This window comes from Eremococcus coleocola ACS-139-V-Col8, from assembly GCF_000183205.1.
GTDB classification, from domain to species: domain Bacteria; phylum Bacillota; class Bacilli; order Lactobacillales; family Aerococcaceae; genus Eremococcus; species Eremococcus coleocola.
The window spans coordinates 284,051-299,502 of the sequence record NZ_AENN01000015.1; the positions used below are offsets into that span (position 1 = coordinate 284,051).

The 15,452-nt window shown below is 38.4% G+C and carries 15 protein-coding genes; 4 read left to right on the forward strand and 11 right to left on the reverse strand.

Going from position 1 to position 15,452, the window contains the following annotated elements; genetic code table 11:
* Positions 1-92 precede the first annotated feature (92 nt).
* From HMPREF9257_RS05080 to recX, 6 genes are all read right to left on the reverse strand, one after another.
* Entirely contained in the window at positions 93-647 is a 555-nt protein-coding gene (locus HMPREF9257_RS05080) for a DUF402 domain-containing protein (RefSeq protein ID WP_006418294.1), read from the reverse strand.
* Between the two features lie 91 nt (positions 648-738).
* Positions 739-2,511, reverse strand: a complete 1,773-nt coding sequence (locus tag HMPREF9257_RS05085) for an ABC transporter ATP-binding protein (RefSeq protein WP_006418343.1) — start codon at positions 2,509-2,511, stop codon at positions 739-741.
* Entirely contained in the window at positions 2,501-3,442 is a 942-nt protein-coding gene (locus tag HMPREF9257_RS08760; RefSeq protein WP_006418389.1) for an ABC transporter ATP-binding protein, read from the reverse strand. Before HMPREF9257_RS08760 ends, HMPREF9257_RS05085 begins: the two co-directional genes overlap by 11 nt.
* Positions 3,411-4,238, reverse strand: coding sequence for an ABC transporter permease (locus HMPREF9257_RS08765; protein ID WP_006418603.1), 828 nt, complete (start codon positions 4,236-4,238; stop codon positions 3,411-3,413). Before HMPREF9257_RS08765 ends, HMPREF9257_RS08760 begins: the two co-directional genes overlap by 32 nt.
* A gap of 3 nt (positions 4,239-4,241) precedes the next feature.
* The gene (gene mutY, locus HMPREF9257_RS05095) at positions 4,242-5,381 is read right to left on the reverse strand and encodes an A/G-specific adenine glycosylase (RefSeq protein ID WP_006418250.1); all 1,140 of its coding nucleotides are present in this window, start codon (positions 5,379-5,381) and stop codon (positions 4,242-4,244) included.
* Between the two features lie 23 nt (positions 5,382-5,404).
* Complete coding sequence (gene recX, locus HMPREF9257_RS05100) at positions 5,405-6,223, reverse strand: recombination regulator RecX (RefSeq protein ID WP_006418591.1); 819 nt, start codon at positions 6,221-6,223, stop codon at positions 5,405-5,407.
* A gap of 96 nt (positions 6,224-6,319) precedes the next feature.
* Here recX and HMPREF9257_RS05105 point away from each other — a divergent pair, with 96 nt between their 5' ends.
* The 4 genes from HMPREF9257_RS05105 to HMPREF9257_RS05120 are packed head-to-tail and all read left to right on the forward strand — an operon-like array spanning position 6,320 to position 9,168.
* Entirely contained in the window at positions 6,320-7,102 is a 783-nt protein-coding gene (locus HMPREF9257_RS05105) for a threonine/serine exporter family protein (RefSeq protein ID WP_006418445.1), read from the forward strand.
* Entirely contained in the window at positions 7,090-7,551 is a 462-nt protein-coding gene (locus HMPREF9257_RS05110; RefSeq protein ID WP_006418150.1) for a threonine/serine exporter family protein, read from the forward strand. Before HMPREF9257_RS05105 ends, HMPREF9257_RS05110 begins: the two co-directional genes overlap by 13 nt.
* Complete coding sequence (locus HMPREF9257_RS05115; protein WP_006418172.1) at positions 7,548-7,781, forward strand: DUF1858 domain-containing protein; 234 nt, start codon at positions 7,548-7,550, stop codon at positions 7,779-7,781. Before HMPREF9257_RS05110 ends, HMPREF9257_RS05115 begins: the two co-directional genes overlap by 4 nt.
* Complete coding sequence (locus HMPREF9257_RS05120) at positions 7,774-9,168, forward strand: DUF438 domain-containing protein (protein ID WP_006418431.1); 1,395 nt, start codon at positions 7,774-7,776, stop codon at positions 9,166-9,168. The genes HMPREF9257_RS05115 and HMPREF9257_RS05120 overlap by 8 nt, the downstream gene beginning before the upstream one ends.
* A gap of 63 nt (positions 9,169-9,231) precedes the next feature.
* Here the strand turns inward: HMPREF9257_RS05120 and HMPREF9257_RS05125 are convergent, their stop codons facing one another.
* The 5 genes from HMPREF9257_RS05125 to galE all read right to left on the reverse strand — a co-directional run bounded on the left by HMPREF9257_RS05125 (position 9,232) and on the right by galE (position 15,273).
* A complete protein-coding gene (locus HMPREF9257_RS05125) occupies positions 9,232-10,653 on the reverse strand; it encodes a lipopolysaccharide biosynthesis protein (RefSeq protein ID WP_006418557.1) in 1,422 nt (473 codons plus the stop codon).
* Between the two features lie 11 nt (positions 10,654-10,664).
* Positions 10,665-11,837 carry a glycosyltransferase gene (locus HMPREF9257_RS05130; RefSeq protein ID WP_006418240.1) on the reverse strand — a complete coding sequence of 391 codons (1,173 nt, stop codon included), beginning with the start codon at positions 11,835-11,837 and terminating at the stop codon, positions 10,665-10,667.
* 126 nt (positions 11,838-11,963) lie between these two features.
* Positions 11,964-13,331 carry an LCP family glycopolymer transferase gene (locus HMPREF9257_RS08770; RefSeq protein WP_006418427.1) on the reverse strand — a complete coding sequence of 456 codons (1,368 nt, stop codon included), beginning with the start codon at positions 13,329-13,331 and terminating at the stop codon, positions 11,964-11,966.
* Between the two features lie 29 nt (positions 13,332-13,360).
* Positions 13,361-14,254: a hypothetical protein gene (locus HMPREF9257_RS05140; protein ID WP_006418273.1), complete on the reverse strand. Its 894-nt coding sequence runs from the start codon at positions 14,252-14,254 to the stop codon at positions 13,361-13,363.
* A 2-nt stretch (positions 14,255-14,256) separates the two neighbouring features.
* A complete protein-coding gene (galE, locus tag HMPREF9257_RS05145; protein WP_006418148.1) occupies positions 14,257-15,273 on the reverse strand; it encodes a UDP-glucose 4-epimerase GalE in 1,017 nt (338 codons plus the stop codon).
* Positions 15,274-15,452: the final 179 nt, after the last annotated feature.

Below are 15,452 nucleotides of genomic sequence, written 5' to 3' on the forward strand. Positions count from 1 at the left end.
AGCTCCTAATCTCTTACTCTGGATAAAAAAGAGCCCGACCTCTTGTCGAACCCTTAATTGGCCTATCATAAATTCTATAGGTTGATCCACCACTATTTACGATTGTTATGTTTATAACGATGGGTTAATTGACAATATCGTTCATACCATATATCAATAAATGCTGTATTAAAAGGGCCTTTTTCCTCTTCAATCCAACGTACTAACTCCTGGATTTGATACTTAATAATGGTATCAATTTCCTTAGAATAATGGTATTGACGTCCATGTAATTCGTACTCATCTAAGTCAAGCAAACGCTTTTCACCATCTGGGAAAACCTTAATATCTAAATCATAATCGATATATTTTAAAGCCTCCTTGTCCTGCACATAAGGCGAGGCCAAGTTACAATAATATGTAACACCCTTCTTACGCAGCATGGCAATAATATTAAACCAAAAATGACGGTGATAATAAACAAGTGCGACTTCACGGGTCCGCCAACGGCGTCCATCAGATTCTGTGACAAGAGTGTGGTCATTACAAGCAATGATTGACTGTTCGCTCGTTTTTAAAACCATATTATCATGCCAAGTCCGATGTAATAAACCATCGTGTTTATAACTCTTAATAGTGATGAATTCACCTTCTCTAGGTTGTCTCATCACTGATCCCTCTTTCTTTCAAGCATATGGGGAAGCCCCATATATTCTTAACCATTATATACCACATTGAGGGAAAGTTACAAGGATAAGACTAATCGAATTGGCCAACACTTTGGTGAGCCATTTGTAATTGATAATAGAAGCCTTTAGCCTGCATTAAAGTTTTATGGTTCCCATGCTCAATGATATGTCCCTTATCCAAAACCAAAATATGGTCAGCATTTTGAATTGTGGATAAACGGTGGGCAATAATGAAGGAAGTCCGATTAACCATTAATTGATCAAACGCTTTTTGAATCAATACTTCGGTCAAGGTATCTATAGAGGAAGTCGCTTCATCTAAAATTAACATTTTAGGTTTAGCCGCAAACACTCGTGCAATTGAAAGCAATTGTTGTTGTCCTGTTGACAACTCTGCTCCCGCTTTATCTAAATACGTATCATAACCTTGGGGGAGCATATCAATAAACCGATCTGCCTTGGCGGCTTTGGCGGCCCGAATAATATCAACCCGACTAAGGTTCGGATTAGCATAGGCGATATTATCCGCAACTGTCCCAACTTTAAGCCAAGTCTCTTGAAGGACCATACCAAATTGTTGGCGGATGCTTGCCCGGGTATAGACTTCAATATTCGTCCCATCTAACTCAATTTTCCCTTGGTCTACATCATAAAACCGCATCAATAAATTAATTAAAGTTGATTTCCCTGCACCTGTAGGACCAACAATCGCGACTGTTTGCCCAGCTTCAGCATTAAAAGATAGATTTTCAATTAAAGATTCAGTTTTAACATAGGCAAAATCGACTTGATCAAAGCCAATATCCCCCTTCAACTGCTCGCTATCAAAGACAGCTTGACCAGTTTCAACTTCATCTTTTTGGTCAAGTAACATAAACATTCGTTCCGCACAGGCTAGAGATGCTTGGATTTCAGAAAGCACACTAGAAATATCATTAAACGGCTTCATGTATTGATTAGCATAATTTAGGAAGGTCGTTAATTCTCCGACAGAAAAAGTACCTGAAATAATTCGCACAGCACCAGCAAAAGTCACTGAGGCATAGATTAAAGCATTGATGAAACGCGTAGTCGGATTGCCTAAAGCTGAATAGAAAATTGCCCACTTAGAATAATCTGCATAAGTGTGGTTCTGATTAATAAAGTCATTATTCATGGTTTGATGGTGATTATATAAGCGAATGACCTCTTCTTGCTGGACACTTTCTTCAATAAATGAAGCTAACTCTCCCCGACTTCTTGTTTGTTTTTGGTACATTTTATAAGAACGACTTGAGATAAACCGCGCCACAATAATAGACAAGGGACTTAACCCTACAACTAATAACACCATTAGTAAGTCTAACCATAACATTGAAATCAAAGTAAATACAATTGTTAGAATTCCTACAAAGAACTGATTAAATACCATGACTAAACCATCGGCTAACTGGTCAGAGTCAGTGGTAAGCCGACTCACCAAATCTCCAGTTGACTGTTGGTCAACAAAAGATAATGGCAAACGATGGACTTTCTCTAAGGCTTCTTGTCTAAGACTTGAAACCATCTTATAGATCATTCGGTTATAGAGGTAAGGATTGAGGTATTGCAGTAAGGTAGTTACGCCAATAACCACTAGCATCTTTAAGATTAATAGGCTTAAAGCTTGAAAATTAACCTGGCTCGGTCCGACAATATAATTAACTGCCTGTCCAATAAGCACAGGTAAGTAAACCGTTAAGAGCACTTGAAAAATTGTCGCAATCACAATTATAGTAAAAGAGAATTTATCCTCCAACAAACGATCAAATAACCGTCGAGTCGTTGTCGACCCTTGGCGGTTTGATTGAACTTTATTGTTCATGGTCTGTCACCTCCATAACCGTTTGAGACGCATAGATTTCTTGGTAAGTTTCATTGTTTTCTAATAAATCATAATGATGACCCAGTCCCACAACCTTCCCTTCGTCCAAAACAACAATCTGGTCGGCCGCTTGTAAGGAATGGACGCGTTGTGAAATCATAAGAATCGTCATATCTTGGTAGTTTCTTTTCAATTCAGCTTGAAAATTAGCTTCAGTGACATAATCCAAAGCTGAGGTTGAATCATCAAAAATTAGGATGGGGGCCTGTTTTAATAAGGCACGCGCAATGGCTAACCGTTGCCGCTGACCGCCAGAGAAATTCCGTCCAAAGGCTTCCACTGGAGCATCCAAAGCTTGGTCTAATTTGGAGACAAAGTCCTTTGCTTGTGCACCTGCTAAAGCTTGCCACATTTCCTCGTCACTGGCTTGAGGATTGGCCACTAGGAGGTTAGACCGAATAGTCCCTTTAAAGAGGGCTATTTTCGCCGGTACCAAAGCCATCTGCTGACGAAGCTTTTTTCTTGAACCATTTGGAAAATAAGCTTGATTAAAGATAATTTCACCTTGGTCTGGTTGATAAGATTGGGTTAATAATTTAAGTAAGTTTGATTTACCTGACCCGGTTGCTCCAATGATTCCGATAAATTGTCCTGCTTTGATATCTAAATCAATTGAATCTAAGGCTAATTCATTGGCTTGAGGATAGGTAAAGGACAAATCCTTCATCTTAAAAATTGAGTCACCCAAATCACCTGTTTTAGCTGTATCGGTTGCTTGGAGATTCTCCACTGGACGTGTGATAATCTGACTAATCCGGTTAGCCGATACCATCGATTTATTAATAGTTGTTACGACCATGGCCATCTTTACTAATTCCACCAGAATTAACAGTAAATAATTAATAATCGCGACGGTCTCCCCTTGGGTCATAATGCCTTGATTGACTCGTCCCCCCCTGCCAAATGATAATCACCAAGAAGACATTAACTATCACATACGTTAAGGGATTGATTAAGGTGCCAATTTGCGCTACCTTGACTTGCTGACGGGTCACACTTTGATTATGGTCTGAAAACTCTTGTATTTCACTAGCTTGTTTGTCAAAAGCTTTAATCACACGGATTCCTTGAATCTGTTGCCGCGTTAATTGGACTAATTTATCAAAAACTTGCCGAATTGCTTGGTATAGCGGACTAGTCCAACGTAAAATCAAGAAGACCACCGCAAAGAGCAGCACAATCATCATCAAAAAAAACATGGATAAGGAAAAATTTAACCGCATAGCCATAAAAAAGGCCCCAAACACAATAAAGGGGGACCGTAAAAATAAACGCAAACTAGTATTTAACCCGGCCTGGACCTGAGCTGCATCAGCGGTTAACCTGGCAATCAACGACTCTGGACTAATTTGATTAACTGCCCACTCACCCAGTTGAATTACTTGACTGTATAAATCATTCGTCAAATTTTCCGTAAATCCAACGGCTGCTTTAGCTGACATAAATTGTGAAGAGTCAGCCATAATTAAGGAAATAAAAGCGACCGCAAACATGGTTAGAAGATAAGGGTATAATTCACTGACTATTCCTGTTGGAATCGCCTGATCAATAATCTTAGCCACAATCAATGGTACGGTTAACTCTAAAAGGGCTTCAGCTAATTTCAACAAGGGGGCCAACACAGTAACCAAGCAATATCCTTGGAAATATTTTAATAAAACTTTCATCGCTTACTCCTCACCTAAATCAAAATTATATTGATACATTTTTTCTTGGAGGCTGGAATGTGGATGGTCACTTAGATGGTCCAAATCGACCCATTCTAAATTATCTCCTAATGGAAGATCTTTAGGCCAGGTGCCCTCTAAAATATCCACCTGCCAAATACGGTGACTAAAAACATGCTTAACATGACCCCTGACTGCCAAATTCAAGCGGTCAGCTTGGCCTTCCAAGACATGATATTTCTCAATGAAGGGCTGGCTTAATTCATCTTGAGAAGCAGCTTCTATCACTAAATCTGCCTCTACCATGGGATAATGCCATAGACCTTGCAGGAGTTCTCCTTCTTGATGTTGGCGCATCAACCACTGCCCTTTTTCATTCGATATATAATAAGCTAAAAAATGCTGACTTTTAGATTTTTTCTTTTTAGGCTTATTGGGATAGTTTTTAGCAGTTCCATGTTGGTAAGAAAGGTCAAATTCTTTTAAGGGTGAAGCGTTAATATTCAAATTGTCTGGCGTCATCACCGTAGCACCTAAATCCATCATGGCTTGGTTAAAATCTCCCGGTCTATCCGGATCAATTAATTGATAGAGAATGCCCAATAATTCTTGCTTGGTCTTGGCCTTGGTCACATCATGGTCAATTTCAAAGAGCCGGGTTACGATTCGAATTAAATTGCCATCGAGAGCGGGTTCCACTTGACCAAAAGCCATAGAGGCAATGGCAGCAGCAGTATAGTCACCAATACCTTTTAAAGTAAGTAATTCGGCTTTGGTTTGTGGAAATTGCCCGTCAAAGTTTGTTACAATTTCTTGGGCAGCCGTCTGCATATTTCGAACTCTTGAATAGTAACCCAAGCCCTGCCATAGGCTGAGGATTTGCTCTTCACTGGCCTTTGCTAAGGCCGCAACATTAGGTAAGGTTGTCATAAAGCGTTGGTAGTAAGGAATCACGGTTTTAACTTGAGTTTGCTGCAACATAATTTCTGAAACCCAAATTGAATAAGGATCTTGATTCTCACGCCAAGGTAAGCTCCGCCCCATTTGGTCATACCAATTTAATAAGGCTTTACGAAAAGCCTTAATTTTTGTTTGAGACCAGCTAATAGGATAGGTTTCAATTAATTCTTGTCGTGTTTTCATGGGGGCTCCTTATCTAATATCCTTTATTCATTCTCAAAAATTGGGGTTTGGGCAAGCCAGTCATTAATCCTGTCATTATCAAAGCCTTTCCGTCTTAAGGCAAGATAAAGCTTCTGTTTTAAGTCATAACCTTGGGCTTTTCTTTGGTATTTAGCTAATAATTTATTGGCTTGGTGGGCCAAAACTTTGTCTTGGTCTTCCAAATATGCTTGGAAATCAAATTCAGTCAAAAGTCTTTTAATAGTGTCCCTAGTAAACCCTTTTTGATATAAATGTTGATAGGCCTTATCCTTAGCGGCCTGTAGGCTCAACTTTGATTTGGTCCGTAGATATTTATCTAAAAGGGTGTGGGCATTAGCAAGCGCTTGGTCTTCAGAATAATTTTCTAAGACATGATTAATTATTTCAGCTTGTACGCCCTTTTGCCGTAAGTCTTGTTCAATCAACTTGGGACCTTTAGCATTCAAGTGTTGGGCATCATCCAAATACATTTGGGCAAAAACCTGGTCATTCAAAAGGCCTTCACTTTCTAACTGGGTCACCAAGTGGTCACAGGCTTGATGGGGTAAATCTAATACTTTGGCCTGTTTTTTTAAATAAGTGGTCATTTCTTGTTTGGACCGCATGCGGAAAGATAAATAATTTAAGGCTTTCTGGTAAAGTTTGCTTTCAACTTCATAAGCGGTAATTTGATCCATTAAAGCTTGATCCAAGCTTTGCCCCTTAAATAAGGCAAACTTCAATAAGACCCGTTCATTAATTCCTAGCCAAAAATCCTCATCAACATAAAGAGAATACCGGCCTGGGTGTTTTTTTTGGACTTCAATTTTAGTAATTTTCATTGGCTTCACCTCCAAAAAAATCTAGGGAAATATGCTCTTATATGGTAACATTAAATGGTATTTAACCCAATTAAAAAACTTGGAAGAAGGGATTAAATGGTCACTAAATATAAGAAAATTGCTGAAGTGGCTGCGTTAGCCGGTAAAATCCTGCTGGAATCCCATGCAGAATCTTATCGAGTTGAAGAAACAGTCTACCATATTTTAAAAACATCTGGTTTCTCAATGACCGAAGTAGTTTCAACCTCAACGGGTCTCACAATGACCCTAGATGATGATGACGAAGCCATTGACCCTATTACCCTAGTTAGACGGGTCAATGAACGAACTACCCATTTGAGTAAAATATACCGGGTCAACAATATCTCACGGGCTCTGGTAAAAGAAGAAATGGATATTGAAACCGCCTATAAAAAGCTACTCAAAATCGATGCGTCCGAATATAATGTCTTTTCAAAAGACCTAGCGACCATCTTACTGGTATTAGGCTTTGCTATCCTCTTTGGGGCCAATGGAATAGAATTAATTCTTGCCTTTTTGACAGGGTGTCTCGTTGCTTTTTCACGTATTTTAAAAGAATGGTTAGCCTTGAATGGGTTTATCTACGGGATTATTTCAACCTTGATTAGTTCCTTTTGCCTTTCCCTAATAGTCACCCTAATCCCGGGGAAAATTAACCAAGATATTATTATCGTATCAGCCTTAATGCCCCTCTTTCCGGGAACAGCTTTTACTAATGGGATTCGTGATGTCCTTAAAGGAGACTATGTCTCTGGGGTTGCCCGAATTGCTGATGCTTTCGTGATAGCTGTCAGCCTTGCCTTGGGCGTTGCCTTGGGCCTCTTCTTAAGTCAGGGGGTGCAGTCATGGTTCAATTAATCGACCCCTTCTTTAAAATTATGGGAGCTGGCCTAGTAGCAGTCACAGCGGCCATTATCCTAGAAGCACCCCGAAATAGTCTTAACAAAATCACCCTTTTAGGGGCACTTTCCTATACAATCTATTTATTAACTCTATCCTTCACTTCAATTGTGAATGCTGTCTTTATTGCCTGTCTTTCAGCCTCCTTAGTGGCCCAGGCCTTCGCCCGGTGGTTTAAAATGCCCGTGACCATCTTCTATGTCCCGACTTTCTTTCTCTATGTCCCAGGGGCTTCAATCTATAAAACCGCCTATTATTTTATTAATAACCAACTTGACTCAACCCTCTTTTATTTAACCGAAACCTTACTGATAGCGGGTGCTATTGCTCTTGGCGTCTTCATTTCAGACTCTCTCTTAGAAATCCTTAAATCACTGAAAAGCAAAACGAAAGGAAAAGCCTCATGATCGACCTTGACCAACCTGTATTTCAAACCATAGAAACCCATCCTGAACTATTAGATATTTTAGTCGACCTGGGTTTTAAGCCTCTGGCTAATCCTAAGATGCTAAACTCTGTGGGAAAAATCACTAGCCTACGATCTGGTTGTAAATTAATTCGTTTAGATATAAAAAAACTTATTCAAACACTCCATAACAATGGTTATCAAGTTAAAGGAGTTGAAGACCATGACTAATCATCAAAATCGTATCCAGGCCTTGAAAGAAATCTTATTAAAACTGCATGATGGAGCTGCCCCTGAAAGTGTCCAAGAAGATTTTAATCACCACTTTACTGGGGTTTCTGCGATTGAGATTTCCCTCATGGAGCATGAACTCATGTCAACGGATACTGGCATAAATTTCCAAGATGTGATGCGCCTATGTAATGTTCACGCTAACTTATTCAAAGATGCTATCGACCCTGTTATAGCAAATGATATGGACCATCCCGGTCATCCGGTTTTTCTCTTTAAAGCCGAAAACCAAGCCCTCCAAGCTTGCTTAATTCGTATCAGTCGCATTTTAACCCGCATCCAAGAACAAAAAGACCTTTTGCAAGACCCAGACGTCATCCGTGGTCTCCAAAGACAATTAGCTCTCCTAGACCAATTTAAAATCCATTATAAACGTAAAGAAGAAGTCCTTTTTGCCCATATGGAACGGTACGGGCACGATGCGCCACCTAAGGTTATGTGGGGCGTCGACGATGACATTCGCGACCTCTTTGATCGAGCCGTGGCGATCAGTCAATCTCTTTCAGCCACTAACCTTCCTGACTTTATCAAAGCTTTTAAGGAATTTCAGGTCGAATTTGAAGAAATGATTTTCAAGGAAGAACAGATTTTGTTAAATATCTTTCTCGAAATTTTCAGTCAAGAAGATTGGTATCAAATTGCTCAAGAATCCCAAACTTATGGTTACGCCATTATTCGTCCTAACCAAGAATGGCACCCCCAAAACGTAAGTAACCTGAATAAGCCCCGTCAAGCCTTATCACAAACAGAAGCTCCTAAAATTAATGAACAAAAAAATAAGCTGGACCTTGACCCAAACCAACATTCTATTCAAGTGCCGGGAGGCCAAATAAAATTTGAGTGGATTCCTGATCAGACCCATCCAAATCTCACTTCCAGTCCTGACCAGATGTTGCCCCTAAATCATGGTAACCTTAATTTAAAGCAAATTGATCAAATCTTTAGGCATTTACCGATGGAAATTTCTTTCGTTAATAAGGATAATATTTTTCAATATTTTAACGACCTAGGAAAAGAAGGTCAAATGATTCTTAAACGAGTTCCGAGCCAAATTGGACGAACCATAGAAGAATGCCACCCTCCTCGTCTAGTAGCTATGGTGACGGACCTAATCAGTGATTTTGCTCATGGTAGACGAGACCGAGAATCGCTCTGGTACCAAAAAGGCAAGCAAATGATTCTCATTACTTATATTGCGCTTAGAGATGACCAAGGAGACTTTCTAGGAGTTTTGGAATTAGTCCAAGATATTCAACCCTATCTTGATTTAGCCGGAACTTCAAAAACTGTGATATCACCTTTAGATACTGACCAAAAACCAGAATAAGATTAAATAACAAAAAGCCATTTTCACTGATGAACAAGTGAAAACGGCTTTTTGTTTTTTAGTTTAGTTAAAATCCCAGAGGTCTGGCTGTCTTCTAATATCTAGACTGGTGGCAATGGTTGGCCATTGAACCAAGACAGTTAGGATACCTAAACCAATCGTCAACCATTCAATATAGGCAATATCAAAAGCATTCAAGATGGCAGCTAGGGTCATGATAATAATTGAAATAAGCTGCAATTTCTGACCAAAATAGAAACCCGTTCGACTGGAAAAATAAGTCCTAGCCAAATAAAACATAATATAGGCTACAGTTGAAGCTAGAGCAGCACCACGATAACCCCACACAGGTGTCAATAAAGCATTCATCAATAGACTAGGAATAATCGTTAAAACCGAAACCCAGATATTGTATTGAGTTTTACGGGAGAAAACAATCCCTAAAGTAGTTGTTTCCGATAAAGTGTACATGATATGGGGGAAACATAGTAAGGCAAAAATGTATTGAACATTTAAATAGCCCGGGTCTTGGGTTGAGACCAACCAACCCACTGGTTTTTTAAATAAAAGTAAACAATAAAAGAGAAAAGTTAAAACTAAGAGAATAGCGTCAGAGATAAATTTATAATGCTTCATCGATTTCTTTTCTTCATACCAACGATAGGCTGTCGGTACCCAGAAACTCGAAAAAGCTGTCTTAATAATCCCAATAACTCCGGCAATCCGGATTCCCACTGAATAAACCCCTTGATCAGCTACGGTACTATACTGTTTTAGAAACATAATATCCACTGAATTAAGAGCTGATTGTAAAGCTGTGGCTACCATCAAGGGTAGTCCAAACCAAAACATACGCCGGATTAATGATTTATCGACACTAAAACCTTTAAAATTCAAGAGTGACCGATATTTATAGAACAAGTATAAATCCACCACAATTTGACCAAAAATTAAGCCATAGACGATAACGCGGAAGTCCCGCATCCCAATTGCAATTAAAATCATAGATAAAGCAAAGACACCAATTTTGAGCATTAAATTATACATGGAATATTCATATGCCCGTTCTTCCATCCGAATACTTAAGAGGATAAAACGCTCAAGAATAGCAGATAAGATCCAAATCGCTGAATACCAGACAATATAAGTGTAATCAGGACTATTGAACAAATAATTCGAAATTGTCCCATCAAAAAGAATAAAAACTGCAAAGATAATTAAGCCCACCAGCATGGGGATAAATAAGGCAGCCTGAATTAGATGTCTTTTATCATCGCTGGTATGATATTCACGGGTATAGGCTTGGTCAATCCCAATATAGATAAAATTTGGTAGTTGAAGCAAGAGGGTTTGAAAAGCCCCAGCATAACCGTATTCATCGACCGATAAAAAATAAGTTAAAACGGGAACCTGAATAAACGATATAACTGCACCGAGAATTGGACCTAAAGAAAAGCCAAACAAACGGTAAAAGAATTTTTTCATAGTGTCATTCCTTAAATAATATAGTGAGAAATGTCTTGTTTAAGAAACTTTACATAAAGTTGGGCTGAACTTTCATTTGAGAAATTCTCTTGTTCAATCCGATATTTCCGACTTTGCAAGTCAGGGATTTTTCTCTGACTTGCTTGCGAGATAGCTTGATACCAATCAGCCATCGGATCTTTAAGATTCAGTTGCTGAACTAAGTTCAAGTTTAAATCAACTTCTTTAGTAATCGTATCTGACATTACAACGGGTAAACCAATGGCTTGGGCTTCCACTACCACGGTTGGGAGCCCTTCATAGATAGATGGTAATAGTAGGACATCAAACAAAGGGTAATAGTCTTGCATCGGACTTAACCGTCCCATGAAGGTCACATAATCTTCTAAATGCCTTTGAGATACCTCCGCTTTAATTTCTTCTAAAAGATTTCCAGTTCCAGCTAAAAAAATCCGTCCTGGTAGTTTATTTTTTTTCATGTAATAAGCTAATTTTAGGGTAAAATGATGATTTTTTACTTTTTCAAAACGGGTGACCTGGCCAATCACAAAGTCCTCATTCTTTACGCCAAACTGTGCTCGTAAAGCTTGTTTTCGTTCATTTAATTGTTCTTGGGATTGGATGAATTGATTGACATCAATACTATTAGGAATCATCATCATCTGATTTTGTTTGACTTGATGCCCATAGACGCCTGATATGGCCAGCTTACCACAACCTAAATAAGCTTGCGTTAAGGACCGATTTAACCATTGATTTATATCCAATTTTACATGGTTTAAAATACTATTACTCATAGTATAGGACTGATGGGCATGGATATAAAAACGTTTAATCCCCCACTTATAAGCAAGATAACGATAAGGAAGTACCCGGTATCCATCAATATGACAATGAATTAGGTCATAATGATAGGCTTTTAAAACCTTGGTAAAGGAATGTTTAAAAGCGGACCAACCCTTTTTCTTGGGGTTAATTAATTGATAGACATCGCCACCTGTGGCTTGAATTGCTGCTACAAATTCTGGCGAACATTGGTCATAGGTGACAACATCAAAGGTAATTTGATATTTTGGCATGGCAAGAGCTTTATTATAGATAAAAGAAGAAATACCCCCACCAAATCCAGACATGATATGTAAAACACGAATGCCTTTCTGGGTATTCTGTAATTGAGCTTGCATAGAAACCCCTTTCTACGGGTAAACACATTTAAAAAGCGGTCTTCTTTTTCAAAGAAGCAGCCGCTAATTATTTAGGTGTGATTATTTTTATTAGCAATACTAATCTAATCCATCACTTGGGGCCGATTATCTTGGTTGTGATTCCGGAGTTTCAACGGGTGGCACTTCTTCACTGCCAGGAATCTCTTCTGGAGGATCACTTTCCTCGGGGATCGGCGTTGAGGGATCAGGATAATTAGGGATAGATTCGCTTTCTGACGGCCCATTTTCTTCTGGCCTTGGCTCCGGCACAGTGGACTCTTGATTATCGGTAGTGCCTCGATTGGGATCATTATAATAGCCATTATTAGCAGGTCTACTTGGACGATAGACTTCAGTTTGTCTTATAGTTTGAACCGCCGCTTGATCTGATTCAATCTCTGCTAATTTATCATCAGAAACCCCTGTAGGATACTGGTTAATTACAACAATAAGATTTTTGGCCTGAGAAATGGCTTGATCAGATGGCTCACGTAAATCCTTACTACTAATGCTAGCTAAATTTAATTGACTCCGCAATTCATTAGAGACCCGAACGCGATCCGCTAAAGGAATATGGAAATAAAAAACACTATCAATATAAATTTGCTCTAATTGAGTAAATTTAACTGCAGAAATTGTTTCCAAAGCTGACCGGTACTTTGCTAATAAAGACACGGCTTCATTAAGGTTAACATTGGTCTGGATATTCTTGCTGACTACCTTCAATAATTTTTGATAATTAAAGACTGTGCCCACATCAAGGGCTTTATTCACAACCGCTTGAATAACCAATTTTTGACGGTCTTGACGTCCCAATTCTCCCCGGGGATCATCATAACGCATCCGGGCAAAATTCATGGCTTTAACCCCATTTACTTGGCGAGTCTCACCTTTCTTAAACGAGGTACCCCGATATTCGAAGGTTAAGGGACTTGTGACCTCAATCCCTCCCATAGCATCAATGAGTTCTTCTAAGCCACTCATGTTCACAACAGCATAATAGTCAATTGGAATATTCAAGAAATTTTCGACTGTTGAAATAGTTAAATCAATTCCACCATAGGCAAAAGCATGGTTAATTTTATCGGCTGGATGATCACTATTAATTTCAGCTAAAGTGTCCCGAGGAATTGAGACAATTTTAGTCTGCTTTAATTCAGGGTTTAGGGTAACTAACATAAGGGTATCAGAACGTCCCACAAATCCCTTGTCTTCCGTTCTTTCCAAATCATCAGCATCAGTCCCTACTAAAAGCACATTAATAGCTTGTCCTTCAATTGGGGCTGTGTCCTCTTGATTATTAGATTCACTGACGCTAATTTCTTTATTTATATCGCCAATCGTTTGGGATATATCAGCATAAAGCTTTCCTGCAAAGGCAGCTCCGCTTAGTAAAAGAATAATAAAGATATTACGAATAAATTTCCACCATGAGAACTTATCCTTATTATTTGTAAAATATTTTTTTAGCATTTTTTCAACTCATTTTCTGTTGTTAAATTTCAGCGTTTTATCTTTGCTAACTCGTCTAATGAAGTAATTAAGTGATAAGAAATTCTTAATTGCTTAAGATTATAATCAAAATATAGGTCTCTTAGCAAAGGAAAAGGTAGCTCACTATGAACAAAATCTTTTGCAGCCTTTAAATTTCCAGATAAGTGAGGCAGGTTTCTCCAATCAGTCATTTGTTCAAGAACTTTACTCAATAAGACATTTTTTCTTTCTTGGTCACTATGATGATCCTGATTTAGGTTTGTAAAAAGCATCTGGTAGTCACGGGTGCTTAGTTTATAAGCTTGATTTGCTTGGTAACTTGTTTTAGGACTAGTCACTGGATCAGAGAAATCAGCAATGATTGGTTCTAATTGATCCAATAATGGTTTACTTTCCGCATTGTTAATTAAAATAAAAGGCAATTTTTCTACTTCCAAATAGGCTGCCAGATCCTGTCTCATAGCTAGATAATTTGCTTGACGGTCATAATCTTTAATTTCCTGATTTTTGTCCATTAATTTCAGGTCAAGTTGAATATTAGCAATATTAAGTTGACCTGCTTCATTATTTAGGGAAAGTAAATAAAGTAATTGTAAACCATGATTACCCAAACGACCAAATTCATCATAGTCTGTTACCATCACTAAAAATTGTTTAGACTCATTTTCAGTAAAAGTCATGGCCTGTTCATTTTGGTCATAATTAGGCTTTAAAGCCAAATAATTTTTTTGAATTGAATTATATTGGTTCATACCAGCAATGGATAAAATACCAAGGGATAGTAGGACCACCATTAAAATAATAAATTTAGATAGAGACCAGGTTTTAAACTTTGGCTTTTCCTCTAACGTTTTGACCCGTTTTGAAGACGAGTTAAATTGATTATTTTCTAGCTTAGGCATAATTACGCTTCATAACCCTCAGGGTTTTGTGACTGCCAATGCCAAGAATCACGACACATATCCACAATATTTTTTTCAGCCTGCCAGCCTAACTGATCATTAGCACGACTAGGATCGGCAAAACAGGTTGCAATATCCCCCGGACGACGGGCTACAATTTTATATGGGATTTCAATCTGGTTGGCTTCTTCAAAGGCCTTGACTAAGTCTAAGACACTGACACCCTGTCCAGTTCCTAAGTTAAAGACCCCACTTTTTTGATTACGTGCAAGCCATTCTAGGGCTTTAACATGACCCTTAGCCAAATCTACCACATGAATATAATCACGAACCCCAGTACCATCTGCAGTATCATAATCATCCCCAAAGACTGATAAATAGTCCCGTTTGCCAATAGCTACTTGGGTAATATATGGCATCAAGTTATTTGGAATTCCTTGCGGATCCTCACCAATTAGGCCAGATTCATGAGCTCCAATCGGATTAAAATACCGTAGCCGAATGGAATGAAATTCTGGTTGGGAAATTTCTAGATCTTGAACCAGTTGTTCATTTACAATTTTAGAGTAGCCATAGGGATTAGTGGCCTGATAGGTAGGCATATCTTCTTTTAATGGAGAGGGGTTATTTAAACCATAAACAGTTGCTGATGAAGAATAAATAAAGTGGTTTACTTTAAATTCCTGCATAACTTCTAAGAGCGAAACCGAACCTTCTATATTATTATGGTAGTATTTTAAGGGTTGTGCCACTGACTCACCTACGGCCTTAAAGGCAGCAAAATGAATGACTGCTTCAATCTGGTGTGTCTTAAAAACACTACGTAAGAATTCTTTATCTAAAATACTCCCTTGATAAAATTCAAAGTCTTTGCCAGAAATTTGGCGAATTCGATCTAAGACTAAAGGTTTTGAATTTGAAAAATCATCTACAATGACCACATCATAATTAGTTGCTAACAGTTCGATTACTGTGTGACTTCCAATATAGCCAGCCCCACCCGTTACTAAAATAGACATTAAACCACTCCTTAAACTAATTTTATCGGTCTGCTCAATTCGTAATTTAGATTATACCATACAAAACCCCTAATTATTACTGAGGAAATGCTAAGTTTTTGTGACTTTTTGTAAGCTATTCTCTCATAAAATAAGACAAGATTAGGCTATCCCTCCCATTTTCTGATATAATTGTTACT